A 19,710-nucleotide genomic window follows, 5' to 3' on the forward strand; every position below is an offset into this window, starting at 1 on the left:
TTCATTTAGAGGCGAATTTCCGCTTTACCACTCTAGTTTATCTTTATCTCACGATAAAAATCTCAATAAGTGACTCCTAAAATTTAATAATTTATTTTATCACTTTGCCATTGTAACGTATGCAACACGTAATATCCTAATAAGTTTCAGACATTCTGCTCCGAGGCCATGTTCATAAATTTCCACATTGCTGAATTTCACCAGCCATCAGCTCTCTTTGTATGTATCAATTTACTACTCTTCTCATCAATGCATTTCATAATTATACTAATACATAAATTTATTATTGTCAATATTGGATTGTTTTATGCATATGTAAGCTAGTGATTATTTTATATGGTTACCTCCTTGGAAGCGAAAATGTAAATGCTGTTTTCTCAAAAGAAATACTTTTTACATTTATACTGCCATTGTTGCCCTTAACAAGTTCTTTAACTATACTGAGTCCAATTCCATTACCACTTAACTTTGAATTTCTTGATTCTTCAGCAGTATATAATCTATTAAAGATTAGCGGTAGATTCTTTTCATCAATGCCTTTTCCGTTATTCCAAACCTCAGTATAAACATAGTTTTTATCTTTATATACACGCACACCAACTTTATTTCCATCCTTACCATATTTTAAACTGTTAGAAAGTAGATTATTCAGTATTCTTCCAACAGATATTTTATCTGCAAAAACATAAACATCTTCATTTGGGCATTCTAAAACAGGCTCTATTCCTATGTTTTTAAAATCATTATAAAAAAATAATATTTGTTCTTGCACTACATCGCTAAGATTTATTTCTTGTATATTAAATTTCTCATCCTTTGCTTCTAATCTAGACAAATAAAAAAAATTCTCTAAAGTTGAATTTAAGTAACAAGCTTTGTTATTTACAATATCTAAGTACTCTTCAATTTCCTCTAAGCTTAATTTTTTGCTTACCTTTATCAGTTCAACATATCCAATTAATGATGTAAGAGGTGTTTTAAAATCATGGGATATGTTTGACACCATTTTTGACATCACATTGGCCTTTTCCAAGTTCTCATTTTGAGTTTCATGAAGTCTATTAATAATCAAGTTTATATTATTAACCAGGCTTGCTATGGATTTTAAATTATTGTTTAGCATAACCTTTCGAGTAGAATTTCCATCTACCACGTCATCTAAAATTCCTTTGATATAATTTATCTTTTTAATTATATCAATTATTACAAAAATAAATATTAAAATTATGCCTATAGAAATAAAAAATAATATTTTATACATAGTTATTCTCCCAGCTTATAGCCTATTCCCCAAACCGTTTCTATATATTGAGGCTTATTTACATCGTCCTCTATTTTATCCCTAAGCCTCTTTATATGAACCATAATTGTGTTGTCATTTCTTATAGGATCTCTTCCCCAAATACTGTCATATATTTGTGCCTTGGTAAAAACTTTTTTAGGATTTAATAAAAACAGCTTAAGTATCTCAAACTCTATAGGCGTTATTTTTATTGACTCCCCTCTTTTTATTACAGAGTAATCCTGCATATTTACAGAAAGTTCCTTATAATTAACAGCGCTTTCACTGGGCATTTCTTCTCCACTAAAATATAAATATCTTCTTATAAGTGCTTTTACCCTCACCACAAATTCGTTTAAGGAAAATGGCTTTACTATATAATCATCAGCTCCCATACTAATTGCGGAAACTTTATCCACTTCTTTGCTTTTTGCCGATATTACAAGTATTGGCACTGTACTCTTCTGCCTGATTCTTCTTATTATTTCAAAGCCATCTATAAAAGGTACCATTAAATCTAATACTATTAATTTAAAATTATCTTTATAACGCTGAAAATTATCCATAGCACTTTTTCCATCATATGCTGTCACAATGTCAAACCCTTCATTTAATAGCACCTTACAAGCAAGATTACTTATCTCCCTATCATCTTCTACAACTAAAACTTTAATACCATTTTTGCTATCCATACTTTTTATTACTCCTCTTACATAATTATATAATATGCTTTTCGTCCATATAAGAAAATTGAAAAGCGCCTAATAAAAAAGTAACTAAAAATATAATTAAAGAACTAACTAATAAGTAAACAATATTAAATTTCATTCCAATATTGTCAGCATTGAAAATAGGAATATATTGAAATATAAATGGCCAATATTTATACTTATTAGCAAAAAACAAAAGACAAGATAAAAGGAAAATGAAAGTTGCACTACAAATTGACAAAACATATCTTTTAAGCATATTACCTATAACAACCATAATCGGCACAATATAAAACTGAAGGAGTATTGAAATCATATATGCTTTAAAATGGCTAAAAAACATCTTTTTTATATCGGGTATTCCTATGGTGAAAGTTAATCCCAAAAATACTACTATAAAATATATAATATAAATAAAGGACATTATCATGTAATTTGTTAAGAGCTTACTTGAATATATAATAACTCGGTTTACCGGATAAATGTACTCTATATTCTCTGTACCATAATAATATTCTTTTACAAATACATAATTTGATAATAATATAAAAACAAGTGTTTCTAAAATTAAAAATGTAATATCCTCTATTTCTCTAGTAGTTGCTTCAAAAGAACGAGGAGAAGTAGTTGAAAATAATGATAACACAAGCCAAAATGCCGGTAAAATTACAGAAGTTATAGCTAATCCTAAAATCACCTTGGATTTTTTCATTTTAAGCATTTCTGCATAAATAAAACTAAACATCCTTCTCCTCCCCCGTAAGTCTAAAAAAATAATCCTCAATATCTTCTGTATGAACTTTAAGTTCACTGATTCCAATCCCGTTATTTACCATTATTTTATTAATGTTTTCCACGTCATCTAATTTTTCAAAAATGAGGATCACATTGTTTTTTATAATCCTGTAATTATTTATACCACAGTTCTTTTCCAGCACCACAGTTGCTTTTTTCTGATTGCTTACTTTTAGCTGCAAATATATTTTATTTTTCCCCTGCAAATCTTTAGATAAAACCTCTTTTAATAAAGTCCCTTTATGCATTATTCCAATCCTATTAGTTAAGCTTTGAATATCTCTTAAAGTATTACTGCAAATAAGCACAGTAACACCCTTTCTTTTATTAATCTCTAGTATGATTTGTAGCATATCATTTACTGCTGAAACATCTAATCCCTTTATTGGTTCATCTAAAATCAAAAATTCAGGTTCATTGAGAAGGGCTCTTGCGAGCCCCAATCTTTGTTTCATTTCCGTTGAAAATTTGTCTACGCTCTTATTAATTTCATTTAATTTCACTAAACTTAAAATCTCATCTATTCTTTTTTTATCTTGAATCCCCATATATCTTCTATGAACTTCAAGATTTTCCCTTGCAGTAAGCATAGGGTAAAAACTCTGCTTTTCTAATAACACACCTATCCTTCTTTTATACTCTGAAGATTTACTATTTATTGTTTCTCCAAAAAGCTCTATACTTCCTTCATCCGGTATCACTTGTCCAATTATCATTTTTATTGTAGATGTTTTTCCTGCTCCATCCTGTCCTAAAAGGCCATAAACCTCTCCCTTTCTTACAATCATATTTATCTTATTTACAATAATTTTATCCTTATAGCTTTTAAATAAGTTATTGGTTTTCAGTATATTCTCCATAGAATTTTAACCTTTCTAAGCAAGCATTTCCTTTAATTCAATCTCACCATCGCGAAGTCTAAGTATATCAGTTCCAAAGCTTGCAGATTCCTCTGAATGAGTAACTTGAACTATAGTTTTATTAAATTCTCTATTAACATTCTTAAATAGTTTCATTATTTCAGTTCCAGTCTTTGAATCTAGATTTCCTATAGGCTCGTCTGCTAGTATTATCTCAGGATTAAATAAAAGTGCTCTTGCTATAGCTACTCTTTGCTGCTGACCTCCTGAAAGCTCTGCTGGTGTATGTCTCCTCCTATTGCTCATTTCCGTTATATTAAGTATTTTATTTAAATCGCCTTTAATATTTCTTGTCTTTTTACCATCTATGAGCATAGGCAACATTATGTTATCCTCAACAGACAAATTAGGAATTAAATTATAAAATTGAAATACAAATCCCATTTTTCTTCTTCTCATAAGACATTTTTCTTTTTCCTTCATTTGTGCTACATCTTTTTTATCTATTATAACCCTGCCTTTTGATGGAGCATCAAGCCCTCCTAATATATATAAAAGGGTAGACTTCCCACCTCCAGAAGGTCCCATTATTGATAAAAATTCACCTTTTCTTACATTAAAGCTCACACCTTTTAATATGTCAACTGTTTCTTTTTTTAATTTAAATGATTTATAAATATTTTTAGCCTCTATAGAAAATTCACTCATTTTGTATCTCTCCTTACTCATATTTTAATTCTTGCACAATTGATAATTTTTTATTTTTAATTACAACTGGAATGCTGGATAGCATCATAGTTATAACTGTTCCAATGCAGACATAACCAAAAGCTGCAAAATCGTATTTTATAGCTATTGAAATGTCTGCAAATTTTGCAAGTTTAGCAGCTATTACAACTGCATAATAGGATATTAATCCTCCTGAAATAATTGAAAATACAGCTGTAAATACACCTTCAAGAATTATAGTTAAAGCATTTTGACTAATTGTAACTCCAATAGAATTTAACATTGCCAGTTCCCTTTTCCTTTGAATAAAACTTACTGAAATATTATTTATAATTGCAAATATTCCTATTACTACAACCATTAAGGAAAAGAATAGAAGTACATCTATCAAAAGCTCGACATCTTCTTTAGCACTATTTACATCTTCATTAAAAGTAGTAACCTTAGCAGCAGTCCCTTTTAATTTATTTTCTAGAGTAGCTTTTTCTTTATTTGCATTCCCCTTTATCTGTAGTGAATATTGATCCGGGACCTCAACTTTAAAATCATTTTTCATGTTATCCTTGTTAATTAAAATCTGGCTAACAGAAGCCTTTACATCAAAAATATCCGTTATTTTATATTTAGCCTTTTTGTTATTTACTCTTAATACAACGGTGTCTCCTACTGTTTTTTTCAAGAGCTTTGCAGATTTATTATCTATAACCATGTTCCTTTCTTTTTTATTTAGATCATTATAAAATTTACTTTTATTAGTAATCCCAAAATAGTTATTAAAATCTTTATACGTATCAGAATTAATTCCAACAACAGCAATTTTAGGTTCATACCCTTCTATACCTGCATCACTTACAGCATAGGTTTCTATTACCTTTTTTATATTTTTATCTTTACTTATAACCTCATTTACTTTGTGAGGATTATTTCCTTGAGTTATAGTTATATCTTCGTTGTAATCCCTTGCCATTCCGATAAGCGTATCCATATAAGAATATGATAACGACATTATAATAAGTATGGATACCATGCCTATTATAATCAGCCTTACGTTATTTAGAAGTGCTTTGAGTGACCTAATATTATTCAGCGCTAATTTAGCTAAAACACTTACATTCTCAAAAATCTTCATAAGAGGGTAAGTTATGATTCTTATGAAAGTAGGCAAAGCAAAGATAGAACCTAGTATAAATAAAATAAATACTAATGGTGATAATTCCACAGCCAGCCTATCATCTGCCAAGTTAATAATAATTGATGATATCAAAAGTCCCACTCCAACTACAGATAGTTTATACCCACTACTAGACATACTTATTTTATTTAAAATAATATCCTTTATTTCAAGCTTTTTAACAGTCAAAACAGGTAAAATCGATGATAGAACTGATATAATAATTGCAAAAACAAATCCAGTAACAAACCAGCTTGCATTCAACTCTACGCTTGTAGAAACCCCATAAGCTTTATATGGATTTTGCAAATCTGCAAGTATATACAAAAAGCCTTTTCCTAAAAACATTGCCAATATTCCACCGATTGTCCCATATATAATACTCTCGCCAAGCAGTAATCTTACTATTCCAAAAGTAGTTTCTCCTTGACTCAAAAAAGTTCCTATAACTGGCATTCTCTCTAAAACTATAAGTTTGAAGCAACTGTATATTATAAATGCCCCCATAAATGCAACTATCATTAACATGAAATAAAATAGCATTTGAGTTGATTTTGCATCATCTTCCGCTTTTGCCTTATCAAATATGAGATTAGCTGAACAATTATAATCCTTATTGTTAAAGTTTTTAATAAATTTATAGCTATCTACATTGCTATTAAGCCTTACAAACATATAGTTATACAATTTATTTGTTTCAAGGATATTCCACACTTTTTTTTCATTTACTACTATAGTAAATTGATTTTTTTCATCTGTACTAAATACTCCATTACTCTTAGCAATAGCTGTTACTCTATAAACTTCACTCTTATCTTCGGATTTTACGGCTATTCTACTTCCAATTTTAAAATTGTGCGAATTAGCTGTCCTTTCCGAAATTATCGCACCATTTTCAGACAGCACATCTAATTTTGCTATTTTTAATATTTTCATATTAGGAAGCTTTTTATAATTATTTTCTCCAACACCATCCACAGATACATTTATTTTTTCATTTAAGTATCCATTTACATTTACAATCGGTACAGATTCTTTAAATCCATCCTTTGGTATTTTACTCTCATCAAAAAATGGCTTATATGTTGTATTTTTAGCTATTACCGCTATATTATATTTCCCATTTTGCTTATTCGATTGCTCTTCAGTAACCTTGCTCGCAGAATCAGCAGCACCAAATGATGCAATTAAAAGGGCTGATGCAATTGTTATGGTAATTATTAAAAGTAGACTTCTTCCTTTTTTCTTAAAAATTGATTTAAGTAAATATTTAAGAAATATATTCACAATTATCACCTCTTATTAATTAGTTTTGTACATTACGATTACTAATTATAGAGATAATTTCTTACGATGTATTTGAAAATTTCTTACGATTTTCTTACGATGATTATCTATTGAAATCCGTCACCTTTTAACTGTATTTGCTGTACAACTTTATTTAGTCTATAATACTAATGTATGCCACTTCAAATTAGAATTTTATAATAGGAGTTTTGATAAGATTATGAAGATGATATTTTTTGATACTGAAACAACTGGTTTAAGGCCAGGTAATATATGTCAACTAAGTTACATACTTGTCGATACAAGTATAAAACCAAATAAAACAATTGGAAAAAACATCTTTTTTGCCGTAGAATATGTAGAACCAAGTGCAGAGAGTGTTCATGGTTTTAGCGTTGAATACTTACGTGAATTAAGCGATGGGAAATCTTTTAAGGATAGTCTAAAAACTTTCGTAGATGATTTTAAGACAGCAGATATCTTAATAGGACATAATGTTAATTTTGATATAAAATTTATAACTCATGAATTTACTTCTTGCAACGAACATTTTAGACCGAATCATATCTTTTGTACCATGAATTATTACAAAACTATATGCAAAATACTAAATAATAATGGTAATTATAAAAATCCTAGACTTGAAGAAGTTGTGAAATTTTTAAATATAACCTCAACACAAATTAGTGATTTAAGCAAAAAACTTTTTCAAGGTGATGGTAACTTCCATGATGCTCGATTTGATACAGCAGCTACTTATTTAATAGTTACAGAGGGAATAAAAAAAGGATATATCCCACCAAAGTATTTCTCAAAAATAGCAGAAAATTAATAAAAAAGACTATAGTACTAAATTATAGTCTTTTTTTATATCTATATGTTATTCAAAATATTTCCTAGATAAATTCATATTCCTAGTCTCACCTATAGACTTGACATATCTATATTTACCAAAGTTTTTGCATGTTTATCAGTTTCAATATTCTCAATTTAATATTTACCAAATTTCATAAATATTATTGTATTTTTTGATTAATTATCAAAATAATCTATATGCAAAATAAACTTATGAAACAATTTGTGTATTTTGTTTCATAAATACATAACCATATATTATCATATTTTCATATATAATTCTACATGTTTTTTAAAATTATGTCAAAATATAAATTTACCACCTATTATGTATTCATTGCCTAAAATTGCACAAGCGAATATAATTCATCCTTTTGCTCCTGATTGATACCTATATATCTTAGTGTAATATTTTGTGAACTATGATTGAAAGTATCCATAATTAAACCAATATTGTATTTTGATGCTTTGTATGTCCAATAACCCCAGGTTTTGCGTAAGCTGTGAGTGCCAAAGTTCTCAACATAACAGACATTAGCGGCTTCCTTCAAAACCTTATAAGCTTGTATACGCTTTAAATGGCCGCCTTTACGGCTATAAAATAAATATGCTTCTTGTGATAAAACTTGTTGCTTAACATATGCACTTATGGCTTTTTTCAATGCATTATTTAGCTTTATCTTCTTTAATTTTCCAGTCTTTTTTTCATTTAATATAAGATAATACCTATATTCCCAATGTTCATTAAAAATATCACTTACTTTTATAGGAAGAATATCACTTATTCTAAGACCAGTATTTAATCCAAATTTTAAAATTAATCCATACTTTGGATCCTTACCATTTAAATAATAATATAACTGTTTTATTTTTGATTTGTCTCTTATTGGCTCAACAACCATAATTATACCTCCATTTTAATTACTAATATCTTATTGTAAAAACGTTTCATAATATTAATAACATTCTATTAATAAATTATATCACATTAAACTTGAAACTAGATAAATGTTAGCAGTATTCTACATGATTTATGAAACAAAATACACAAATTGTTTTATAAGTATTTTATTTATCACTTTATCTTCATATTACCAACATTCAACTATGGCCTTTTTATTTATGGGATTTATGAGACAAATTTAACTCATTTACAGATTTTGTAATTTTTAGTCAACTTACTCTGTAAGTGAGTTAAATTTAAACCACTTAAAACATTCATTAACGTTTAAACTATAGACTCTTTATATTTAATCCATTTATAAATCTTTTTTTGATAATCTGAAATCAATATTAAAAAATCATACTTTTGTGTAATTTTTTAATAATTTATACAAAATCATTGTCAAATATGTCTAATATGTAATAATTTTAAAATAATATGTTTAGTTTTATAATCATATGATTAAGTAATAAAATTTACCAAAAGCAATTTATCTCTTTTCTTAAATACTCCTCAACTTTTCTAATTTCTCACTCAAATCAATCATCCTAATAATTTTTCAATAGCAATACAATCACAAATTATATAGATATACCAGCACCATAATTCCTAGAAGACGGCATTTTGGTACAAATAAATTTTAAGTTTCGCAGTGGTTTATCTTTATAAATATAAAACTCTACGCATAAAGTCTTTTATCCTTTCTTAACTACTACTTTAAATTCCAATTTTGGGTAACTTAACACTTATTTTTAAAAATATACTTTTTAATGTGTTATAATTATTTACAAAATATATTCTTGAGAGGATGTCTTAATTGAATACTAAAGAAACTATCACTAATAAAAAAATAATCATTCTACTAGCAACAATTTGTTGCCTATTATGGGGAAGTGCTTTTCCTTTTGTCAAATTAGGATATTCACTATTTAAAATTTCTCCAAACGATATACCATCAAAGTTTTTATTTGCAGGCTACAGGTTTGCCCTTGCTGGAATTATAGTTTTAATCATCTCAAAACTAGCTGGTAAAAAGCTTTCCATATTAACACGAGAAAATATATTTCAAATAGTTTTACTTGGAATTACTCAAACAACTCTGCAATATGTATTTTTCTATATAGGTATGGGGTATACTACAGGAACAAAAGGTGCAATAATGAATGGAACTGGTACTTTTTTTAGCATAATACTTGCTCATTTCATATATAAAAATGATAAATTAAATTTCAATAAAGTTCTTGGCTGTATTATTGGATTTTTAGGCGTAATTGCCGCTAATTTTTCATCAGATATTTTTAAAGTATCTTTTTCTTTAAATGGAGATTTTATGATAATATTGTCTACATTTACCCTTTCAGCCTCATCCATATATGGTAAAAAAATCACCCAAAAATTAGATTCAGCTCTTGTTACAGGCTATCAACTCTTAATCGGAGGTTTTGTACTCTCATTACTTGGCTTCTCTGCAGGCGGTCATTTAAGTGGATTTACGCCTAAATCAACAGTATTACTACTATATCTTGCAGCATTATCTTCAATTGCTTTTTCACTTTGGACAATCCTATTAAAATACAATAAAGTTGGAACAATATCAATGTTTAACTTTTTAGTTCCCGTTTTTGGGGTGCTTTTATCTGGACTAGTTTTAAGTGAAAATATTCTTGAATTAAAAAACCTTATAGCATTGATACTTGTATGCATTGGTATAATTCTGGCCAATAGAGACAATTCTAAAGGTTGATTAAACAAATTTATAAAAAATTATATACACCATAATTTTCATTTTTAAACTATTATATGTATATTATTACTTGACTTTTTTTGATATAATAGAATAATAAAATATTTGGGGAGGAAGCATCAAATGTCTAGTTTAAATGAAGAAAAAAATACCTCTAACGCTAGGCGAACTGAAACAGATGCCTTTCGTGCAACAAAAGAATTTAAAGAAATGTTTCATGATAAAGAATCTTTTTATTATGAACCTTGGCAGTTTGCTGATTATGAGGTTTGTGCTGATACATTAAAGACTACATATGATGAAATAGGTATTTGGGGAAAACAAGAAGCTGTAATCCGCCCTGGATGGAAGGTTTCTGAAAATACTGTGTATATTCCTAATTTATTTTCCAAAATAGTAGGTGTATACTCTGATGTAGTCCAATATAGAGAAGATATAACTGCAATACTAAAAGAAAAAGACACATTGTTTTTTAAACATTTTCCACTATTCCACAGGATTGGTCATAAAAAAATAGGAAGAATTTATTCATCACTTTTAAATAGAAATGGTGAAATTGATAAAAATAAACTTTTAACATCAAAGTACTGGAAATATACAAATTTAAAGTCTGGTCTTCAAGAAAATATAGCTGAAAAAATAATTGAATTTTGTAAGCTTCCAGACTTTTGGAAATATAAATGTTTTTCTTCTAATATAAAGCTTTCAATAATCGATAAAGTATCCACTTACATAACTTATATGGATAACAAAATTGCAAGAGATGAAACCCTTATGAAAATATCAACTTTAAGCATTTTGCTAAATCTAGATGCTAAATTGCTCAGTTTACTTCAAAACTTTGATTATCCATTACATGTTCCCAAAATAGTAACCTTTAACAACAGCTACAGTGGAACATTTAGTTTTTCTGACGCTGTTACCTTAATGTTTATGAATTCCTTGGGAATAGATATAATAATGTATAACCCAGGTGCAACAAGTGACATTGAAAACTTTGTAAAAGAAGACTATTTTGATATTCACAGGCTTCAATTTACTAATTCAAAAATCAAATATAAAAGAGTTAACTTTTTTATTAGATTGTTTAGGAAACTCAAATCTAGAAATAAACTTTTAAGTAAATAACTTTAATACATATGATAAGCCATTTTAACCTTAAAAATTAATTTGTACCAAAACGTCCTCTTCTAGACATTTTGGGTTAAAGTTATTTTGGTTTTATCTAAACAAGAGGAGTGAATACAATTGCGATTTAAAGAAGAAAATTCAAGTAGTAATTTAACTACTAACACTGAAGACTATGAAGAAGTTCCAAGTGATACAAAACGTGAAATTCAAGAAAAAATCGAAAACATAAAAACTGAATTAAAAAATTCTCCCGAGGTAATTCAAATTTCAAAGCAGCTAGATGTATCAAATGTAAATGCAATAATGGAATTTGGAAGTGCGCCAGCTGCTGAAATTTCAACTTTTGCCGATAAAATACTTAAAACCATGAAAGTAAACAGTGTGGAAAACTCTAGTGCGCTATTAAAAGAATTAACTGTTATAATGAAAAGATTTGATAAAGAAGAACTTGAAGAGAAACCAGAAGGCTTTTTTGCAAAAATATTTAGTTCCAGTAAAAAAACAGTACAAGGAATCTTAAGCAAATATCAAAGTCTCGGAAGTGAAATAGATAAAATTTATTCAAGTATAAGTTCCTACAAAACAGAGATAACAAAAACAAATAAAATGCTTGAAGAAATGTTTTCCGAAAACTTCAATTATTATATTGAATTAGAAAAATACACCAATGCATGTGAACTTGTAATAGCAGAAATAGAAAAAGAAGATTTACCTTACTGGCAGCAAAAAGCAGCAGCTGGAAATCCAGATGATAATCTTAAACTTCAAGAGGTTCAGTATTCTCTTGAAATGCTTAAGCAAAGGCTCTACGATCTTGAAATGGCAAAAATAGTTGCTTTGCAAACAGCACCACAAATACGAACAATTCAAAAGGGAAATTACAAATTAATTGGCAAAATACACTCTGCCTTCATAGTAACTATACCTGTATTTAAGAATGGTCTTATTCAGGCTGTAACATTAAAAAGGCAAAAGCTTGTTGCAAAATCTATGGAAGCATTAGATCAAGCAACTAATGAGCTTCTTTTAAAAAATGCACAAAATATAAAAGATCAAAGTATTGATATAGCCAAAATTGCAGGTTCTCCTTCTATAAAAATAGAAACTCTTGAAAGCACTTGGAATACAATAATGGAAGGTATAAATGAAACTGAAAAAATCGAACGTGAAAATCAAGCTTTAAGGCAAGAAGGCATGAAAAAGTTAAATGACCTAAAAGTACAGTATATGGAGAAAATCAAATAATGTGAAGTAATAATGTTGCAGGCTATTAAATAAATATCATAAATCTAAGAAGCTAATTCTTAAAATCCTAAGAAGTTTCAATAACTCGCTGAACGTTCAAACAAATTGAAACTTCTAAGTCTTTTAAGAATTAGCTTCCAAGATTTATTGACATTTATTTAAATCATCCTGCAACATTGTTACTTCACATACACAGTTAATTTAAGGGAAAAATTCCTCCGTACCTACGGAATTTTGGGATGCTGTTAAAATACATATGGTTATATCCTAAAAACATTGAATTTTAAGATTCCTGAACCTATATAACTAATTTCTAATGTATCATTTCAGGAACATAAATTAATCAAAAATATATTGTACCTATGGAATTTGAAGGCTAGTTACTAGATAATCTTTTTAAAGCAAAATAGAAAACGCTTTCTATTTTTTTGTTTTTTGTATTGACATTATTATTGGTATATAATAATATATCCTTAGAAAACGTTTTCTGAATTAACTAAGGATGGTGTTTTTTATGCTTGGATTCATCTCTATTTTGCTTGCCTCAGTTACTCAAGGTATGACTGGTTTTGGATTTGCACTTATAGCAGTTCCTTTACTTTCATTATTCATACCTGAAATTAGAAATATTACACCAATTATTGTAATTTATAGTCTTCTAACAAATATTATTATCGCTTATAAAGCTAGGCATTATGTTAATTTTAAAAAAATCATCCCATTAATTATTTTTGGCATAGCGGCAACTCCTATTGGAACCCTTATGCTAATATATGTTAAAGTACAACCTTTAAAGATAGTTATAGGGTTAATTGTTACTATTACTGCTTTTGCAATGCTCAAAAATTTAAAAATAGAAATAAAAAATGAAAAAATAGCGTATAGTATTGTTGGCATTTTAAGTGGCTTTTTAAATGGAAGTGCAGGACTCAGTGGACCTCCTGTTGTTTTATTTCTCACAAATCAAAATACAGATAAAGATGTATTTAGATCAAATTTAACTTTCTATGGTATTGCAACAAATATTTTTGCAATTATCCTCTTTGTTTTAGAGGGGGTTATTAATATTTCAGTTTTACGTTTTACAATATATTATATTCCAGCACTTATAATTGGGGTATTTTTAGGAATAAAATTATCAGCTAAAATTAATGAAGTTTTATTTAGAAAACTTACTATTTATTTGATAGGAATATTAGGATTTTATACCGTTATATCTGCTATTTTAAAATAATGAGAAGTTTTTTAACTTTGCCAATTAAGGCATATTAAAGAAAACAGCAAGTCCAACTTTCGGCTATTTTTGTGTAATGCTTCGTCACTATAGCACGCTAAGACAACCAGTATTAACATGCTACAGTTCCTTGCATTACACAAAACTATCTCTTAATTTCGACTTATTATTTTTTTTAATATGCCTAAAACGCATAACATCAAAGTTAAAAACTTTTATTAGTTAATATTTTTTATATCATCAAATTTTCTCATAAGTAATCAACTTAGATTTAAGCAAGTATATCCCTAAGTTCATCCTCTGTTATTTTTGAGAGTATATTTTTATCGCTATTTTTATCGTTTATTACATCTTCTATTATTTCCTTCTTTTTTTGTTGAAGATCATAAATCTTTTCCTCTATAGTTCCTCTTGATATTAGCTTTATAACCTCTACGGTTTTCTTCTGCCCTATTCTGTGAACTCTATCAGAAGCCTGTTCTTCAACAGCCGGATTCCACCATGGATCAAAGTGTATTACCACATCTGCACCTGTAAGATTTAAACCTGTACCTCCAGCTTTAAGTGATATTAGAAACACTTCTCCCATGCCTTTATTGAAGTCCGTCACAAGTTCTAATCTATTTTCCATTTTAGTACTTCCATCTAAATACATATATTTTATATTGTCATTTTGAAGCATTTTAGCTATATCCTTTAGTACTGTAGTAAACTGAGAAAATATTAAGATTCTATGATTATTATTAATACTTTCTTCTAGAATATCCTGAAGTGCTAAAAGTTTCCCACTTTCCCCATCATAATTATCAATAAAAGAAGCTGGATTACAACATATCTGGCGCAATCTAGTTAGCAGCGATAATATTTCGAACTTACTATGAAGGAAACCATTATCTCTTATAGAACTTTCTATTTCTCTTCTTGTATTAACAAGATAGGATGCATAAACCTTCTTTTGCGCTTCTGTCATATCTACTATAACTTTATGTTCTATTTTAGGTGGTAATTCTTTTATTACATCTCTTTTCAATCTCCTTAGGATAAACGGTTGAATATGCTTATTTAGCTCTTTTAAAACTCCCCCATCTTTATCTTTCACAATTGGGACTTCATATTTTTTCACAAATTTGGAATGACTTAAAAGATAACCAGGCATTATAAAATCAAAAATAGACCATAATTCCGTGAGTGAATTTTCCATAGGTGTTCCTGTAATTGCAAAGTAATTGCCAGCTTTTATCTTTTTTACCGACCTAGCATTTATAGAATTAGGATTTTTTATTTGCTGAGCCTCATCTAAAAAGCAATATTTAAAACTTATATTCTTATATTCATCAATATCATGCCTTATAAGTGGATAAGAAGTTAAAATAACATCGTACTCCAATGCTGTTTCTAAAAGTTTAATTCTTTCCTGTCTTGTTCCATATACAACTAATACTTTAAGCCTTGGCGAAAATTTTTTAATCTCCTCTCTCCAATTATAAACAAGAGAAGTTGGTGAAATTACAATACTCGGAACCCCCTCCTCTATTTCATCAGCTATAAACGCTATGGTTTGGAGCGTTTTTCCAAGTCCCATCTCATCTGCAAGTATACCGCCAAAGCCACAAGCTGATAAAGTTTTAAACCACTTGAACCCAACCTTTTGATACTGCCTCATTATTTTACTAAACTCTTTTGGAATGCTAATTTTTAATTTTTTCACTTCTTTTACCGAACTTACTACCTTTTTAAATTCGCCACTTCTATCCATAAAACTTAGTTTACCCTCATTAAGTACATTATCAACATAAAAGGCATTGTACTTTTTTAATGTAATATTTTCTTTTGAAAGCTCCGAGTAATCTACATCCAAATAATTAAGTAAACTTGCCATATCCTTTATTTGATCATTATCAAGCGTTACAATACCGCCTTTTTTCAGCTTATAATATTTCTTTTTTAATTTGAGCGCTTCAAATATATTTTTTAATTCTCCACCTTCAACACCATCTATCTCAAATGAAATTTCAAGTAAATCTTCATCATTAAGTTTAATTCCTCCCTTATAAGCATTAGAAGAATAAACTTTAAAATTTTTAAAAGTGTTGGAATAAAAAATCTCTGCCATATCTTGAAGCTTTTCAATTCCATTTATTAAAAACTCCATAACTTGTTCATCGGAATTATTTAAATAACTTTCGCCATAGGTCTGAAAATTATAGTTTTCAAACAACTTACATATATTAATTTCTTTTTTTATATCTCTTACATAAATTTTAGAAGCCTTTTGCACATTTTCTTTCTTAAGCGGATTAACTATCATGTTATCATAAATAAATTTTATATTTGCAATTACACAGTCATCAAGTTTATCTAAAAAAATTTGTGCATCTAATGGAACTTGTATAAGTTTATTTTTGAAGTCATCATTAATATCAAGCTTCACATTAAGCTTATTAAGTATTGGTATAACATAAGAAGCAATTTCAGAAGACCAATCTGCACTTAATTTTATTTTTCCCTTGCCTTTTTCAAGTCCCTCATAAAATGGAATAAATGACTTTTTATATTCTTCATCTATATTATATATATTGCCCTCATAAAAAATAAAATCGCAGTTATTATCTAAAAAAGTTGGCATATTTCCATCTATTGCTATTTCTATATCTCCGTCATCTTTATTTAAGGTCATTTTTAAATCAGGAAACATTTGCTTTAACTTTATACTTGAGTATTCTTTTTTATCAATGACAGCATCTAAAGTTCTATTTTTTATTATTTTAAAGAAGCTTCTTACATTTCCACTTGATAAATACAGCTTTTTCCCATTAATACTTTCAACTATTCCTTCAAAGTTTTCAGTACTATTTATATAAATTTCTTTTATGAAATCAATTAATTTTTTGTCTTCTTCTTTTATGTAATATTTATTAGCATCATAAGTGAAATTTTTACCATATTCTATTGTCCTATCTCTTTTTATGAGCACACTTAAAAATTGCTCAAGATCCTTTACTACATATAACTTATCTTCGCCAATTCTAAGTTCAATAGAAGATTTTCTACTAGCTGAAGTAGAAAATTCATATTTCACCTCAATGTTCAGCGGCTTTCCAGAAATTTTTTCATCTAAAAGAGATTTCTTTAGTACATTTAAAAATTTTTTTGTGGAAACTTCATTTGAATTTTCAATTAAGTTTTCTTTATCCCTAGCATATTTTATTAGGGCAGCTGCAATATGATGGCATATTCCATCACTTTTTCGTTTTTTATTTAAATCAGTGCAATTACAATTAACAGATACTATGCCAGTTTTATCATTAAACAATACGAAAACTTCATAATTATCACCATTATTTTCTGCTACCTCAGCATTTATGTTTATAAAATTAGCATTATAAAGTGAATTGAAGGTCTTTTTTATTTGAACATTATGTACCCTATCACTTTCACAATATTTAATTCCTTTTTTATAACACTCTTCACTGGCCCAGTACTTTACAGTAACCTCACTTACGTCGAACAATAGAAATCACCTCATACCTCATCATACTTAATTTTAATTTTCTTCAAATCTTCCCAAAAAAGCTTTTTCTTGCTTTCATCCCTGAAAAGTGCTGCTGGATGAAAGGTTGACATCATATATAAATTATTAATTTTTATCCATTTACCTCTATCTCTTGTTATTCTCATTTCCCCGCTTTGAACTGCACTTTTCCACTCATCCTCAATTGCCGCGCCTTCATATTTATTTTCAAGTAAATTTGGAGAAAGCTTTGATATTGCAGGCTCCATAATGAATTTCATAGCCGTTGCCCCTAAGCAAACTACAATTTTAGGCTTTACTAACGCAAATTGATTTCTAAGATATCCAATACATGCTCGTGCTTCATCTTCATAAGGAGTTCTGTTTTTTTCCGGTCTGCATTTACACACATTAGCTATATAATAGTCTCTATCTCTTGTGAGTCCTAATGCTTCAAGACCTTTAGTTAAAAGCTGACCTGCTCTTCCAACAAAGGGCCTTCCAAGTCTATCTTCATCGGCTCCAGGTGCTTCTCCAACAAACATCAATTTTGCACTAACATTACCTTCTCCAAAAACCATATTTATTCTATTATCAGCAAGCTTGCATTTATGGCAATTTGAACACTCATTGTATAATTCTTTCCAAATAAGCATACTTTTACACACCCTTTAAAATACTATGTAAATTTATATTTAGTATAACACAAATCAGAGTAGAATGACTGTACTTTGTAGTCTTACTGAATTGTAAACGTAATCCCTGTATAGTATAATTAAGTTATACATATCATTTTTTCTAATTTACTTTTGTTTTTTCAGTTATATATATTTAAATTATATAATAAACTTTTATCTGGGGGTGGATTTTAAATGATAAAAAGAAAAAGGCTTATACTTTGTATTTTTGTTTTCTGTATACTAATATTTATGTTTGGCTGTAAAAATAGCAGCGAAAATTCCATGAAAAAAGGTGATGCAGCTTTTAAAGCAAAAAAATATGCAGCTGCTCTAGATTTCTATGTTGAAGCCGAAAATGAAGATCGATCAAATATTAAAATTAAACTTGCAAAATCCCATACCCTCATATTATTAAGCCGCTATACTGATGCTATTAATGCAGCTAAAAATGCAATAAAGTTAAACCCTAAATCCGGTGAAGCCTTCGCATGTGTAGGACTAGCTTTATCTAAGCAAAAAAATTATCTTGATGCGCTTAAATATCTTGACCAAGCGCTAAAGCTTAACTATCAAACTGCTGAAGTATATAATGAAAAAGGATTAGATTTAATAATGTTAAATGACTATTCTCTTGCTATAAACTCTTTAGATAAAGCCATTAAACTAAATCCTAAATATCCTACAGCATTAATTAACAAAGCTTCTGCATTAATTTCACTAAATAAGCTTGATGATGCAAACAAGTGCTTTGATGAAGCCATTTCTTTAGATAAAAAAAATGTTCAAGTTTATAATGAAAAGGGACTTGCTTTAAAGCTTGCTAAAAAATATGATGATGCTATTGCTGCCTTTGACAAAGCAATTTCCATTTCGCCAAAGTCTCCAACTTTATATTATAACAAAGGTCTTACTTTATATGACAACGAACAATACGATAAAGCCTTAACAAGTTTTGATAAGGCAATTTCTTTAGACACCAAATATTCTAATGCTTACGATGCTAAAGGTCTTACGCTTGCAGCTATAGGAAAAGATACCGACGCAATTAAAGCATATGACCTTGCAATTAAATATAATCCTGATAATAGTTATGCTTATAACGACAAAGGTTGTTCCTTAGTAACACTTAACAAGCTGGATGAGGCCATCAAATGCTATGATGCAGCACTTAAACTAGAATCAAATTCAAAGCAGGTGTATAAGAATAAAGGAATTGCACTTCAAATGGAAGGGAAAAATGCTGAAGCAGATGAATGTTTTGCAAAGGCGGAAAAATAGACTTGAAACAGAGTACGGAGTACAGAGTACAAAGTACAGTGAAGGATGATTTTCTGTAGCAAAGCTACAGAAAATCTTAAAACTTATTCTTGATTGCTTACGCAATCGTGTTATTACTGTTGTCAGCAAAGCTGACAATAGTTAAGTTTAAGATTTACCTGACGCAAGGAAAGGTAAGTCATCCATCACTCTACTCTCTACTCTGAATAATGGTTCGCAATATTTAAACCTTGTGTATAAAATAATTTTGTGTGA

Annotated in this window: 15 protein-coding genes and 1 other annotated feature; of the genes, 6 read left to right on the top strand and 9 right to left on the bottom strand. The window is 28.7% G+C overall.

Annotated features, from left to right (window positions below):
* Nucleotides 1-4 precede the first annotated feature (4 nt).
* Nucleotides 5-259 (bottom strand) — a binding site (T-box leader).
* An 81-nt stretch (nucleotides 260-340) separates the two neighbouring features.
* Genes CUEA01_RS15835 through CUEA01_RS25180 form a run of 6 tightly spaced genes read right to left on the bottom strand, consistent with a single transcriptional unit; the run spans nucleotide 341 to nucleotide 6,834 of the window.
* Complete coding sequence (locus tag CUEA01_RS15835) at nucleotides 341-1,261, bottom strand: sensor histidine kinase (protein WP_234122653.1); 921 nt, start codon at nucleotides 1,259-1,261, stop codon at nucleotides 341-343.
* A gap of 2 nt (nucleotides 1,262-1,263) precedes the next feature.
* Nucleotides 1,264-1,974, bottom strand: a complete 711-nt coding sequence (locus CUEA01_RS15840) for a response regulator transcription factor (protein WP_234122654.1) — start codon at nucleotides 1,972-1,974, stop codon at nucleotides 1,264-1,266.
* 25 nt (nucleotides 1,975-1,999) lie between these two features.
* Nucleotides 2,000-2,737 (bottom strand): ABC transporter permease, encoded by a 738-nt coding sequence (locus CUEA01_RS15845; RefSeq protein WP_234122655.1) that lies wholly within the window; start codon nucleotides 2,735-2,737, stop codon nucleotides 2,000-2,002.
* Nucleotides 2,730-3,647 carry an ABC transporter ATP-binding protein gene (locus tag CUEA01_RS15850; protein WP_234122656.1) on the bottom strand — a complete coding sequence of 306 codons (918 nt, stop codon included), beginning with the start codon at nucleotides 3,645-3,647 and terminating at the stop codon, nucleotides 2,730-2,732. The genes CUEA01_RS15845 and CUEA01_RS15850 overlap by 8 nt, the downstream gene beginning before the upstream one ends.
* 15 nt (nucleotides 3,648-3,662) lie before the next feature.
* On the bottom strand, nucleotides 3,663-4,355 hold the full coding sequence (locus CUEA01_RS15855) for an ABC transporter ATP-binding protein (protein WP_234122657.1): 693 nt from the start codon (nucleotides 4,353-4,355) through the stop codon (nucleotides 3,663-3,665).
* A 13-nt stretch (nucleotides 4,356-4,368) separates the two neighbouring features.
* A complete protein-coding gene (locus tag CUEA01_RS25180) occupies nucleotides 4,369-6,834 on the bottom strand; it encodes an ABC transporter permease (protein WP_234122658.1) in 2,466 nt (821 codons plus the stop codon).
* Nucleotides 6,835-7,054: 220 nt separating this feature from the next.
* Between CUEA01_RS25180 and CUEA01_RS15865 the strand changes: the two genes are divergently transcribed.
* Nucleotides 7,055-7,666, top strand: coding sequence for a 3'-5' exonuclease (locus CUEA01_RS15865; RefSeq protein ID WP_234122659.1), 612 nt, complete (start codon nucleotides 7,055-7,057; stop codon nucleotides 7,664-7,666).
* 364 nt (nucleotides 7,667-8,030) lie between these two features.
* Here CUEA01_RS15865 and CUEA01_RS15870 read toward each other — a convergent pair whose 3' ends face one another.
* Nucleotides 8,031-8,591, bottom strand: a complete 561-nt coding sequence (locus CUEA01_RS15870; protein ID WP_234122660.1) for a tyrosine-type recombinase/integrase — start codon at nucleotides 8,589-8,591, stop codon at nucleotides 8,031-8,033.
* Between the two features lie 858 nt (nucleotides 8,592-9,449).
* Between CUEA01_RS15870 and CUEA01_RS15875 the strand changes: the two genes are divergently transcribed.
* The 4 genes from CUEA01_RS15875 (at nucleotide 9,450) to CUEA01_RS15890 (ending at nucleotide 13,986) form a co-directional block, all read left to right on the top strand.
* Nucleotides 9,450-10,376: a DMT family transporter gene (locus CUEA01_RS15875; RefSeq protein ID WP_234122661.1), complete on the top strand. Its 927-nt coding sequence runs from the start codon at nucleotides 9,450-9,452 to the stop codon at nucleotides 10,374-10,376.
* Nucleotides 10,377-10,499: 123 nt separating this feature from the next.
* Nucleotides 10,500-11,504 (top strand): YceG family protein, encoded by a 1,005-nt coding sequence (locus tag CUEA01_RS15880; RefSeq protein ID WP_234122662.1) that lies wholly within the window; start codon nucleotides 10,500-10,502, stop codon nucleotides 11,502-11,504.
* A gap of 120 nt (nucleotides 11,505-11,624) precedes the next feature.
* A complete protein-coding gene (locus tag CUEA01_RS15885; RefSeq protein ID WP_234122663.1) occupies nucleotides 11,625-12,752 on the top strand; it encodes a toxic anion resistance protein in 1,128 nt (375 codons plus the stop codon).
* 514 nt (nucleotides 12,753-13,266) lie between these two features.
* Nucleotides 13,267-13,986, top strand: a complete 720-nt coding sequence (locus CUEA01_RS15890) for a sulfite exporter TauE/SafE family protein (protein WP_234122664.1) — start codon at nucleotides 13,267-13,269, stop codon at nucleotides 13,984-13,986.
* 271 nt (nucleotides 13,987-14,257) lie between these two features.
* Here the strand turns inward: CUEA01_RS15890 and CUEA01_RS15895 are convergent, their stop codons facing one another.
* Nucleotides 14,258-17,497, bottom strand: coding sequence for a DEAD/DEAH box helicase (locus tag CUEA01_RS15895; RefSeq protein WP_234122665.1), 3,240 nt, complete (start codon nucleotides 17,495-17,497; stop codon nucleotides 14,258-14,260).
* Nucleotides 17,498-17,508: 11 nt separating this feature from the next.
* Nucleotides 17,509-18,153, bottom strand: a complete 645-nt coding sequence (locus CUEA01_RS15900) for a uracil-DNA glycosylase (protein WP_234122666.1) — start codon at nucleotides 18,151-18,153, stop codon at nucleotides 17,509-17,511.
* A gap of 216 nt (nucleotides 18,154-18,369) precedes the next feature.
* Between CUEA01_RS15900 and CUEA01_RS15905 the strand changes: the two genes are divergently transcribed.
* A complete protein-coding gene (locus CUEA01_RS15905; RefSeq protein ID WP_234122667.1) occupies nucleotides 18,370-19,455 on the top strand; it encodes a tetratricopeptide repeat protein in 1,086 nt (361 codons plus the stop codon).
* Nucleotides 19,456-19,710 lie beyond the last annotated feature (255 nt).

Origin of the sequence: Clostridium hydrogenum (assembly GCF_021432385.1) — a bacterium.
GTDB classification, from domain to species: Bacteria; Bacillota; Clostridia; order Clostridiales; family Clostridiaceae; genus Clostridium_S; species Clostridium_S hydrogenum.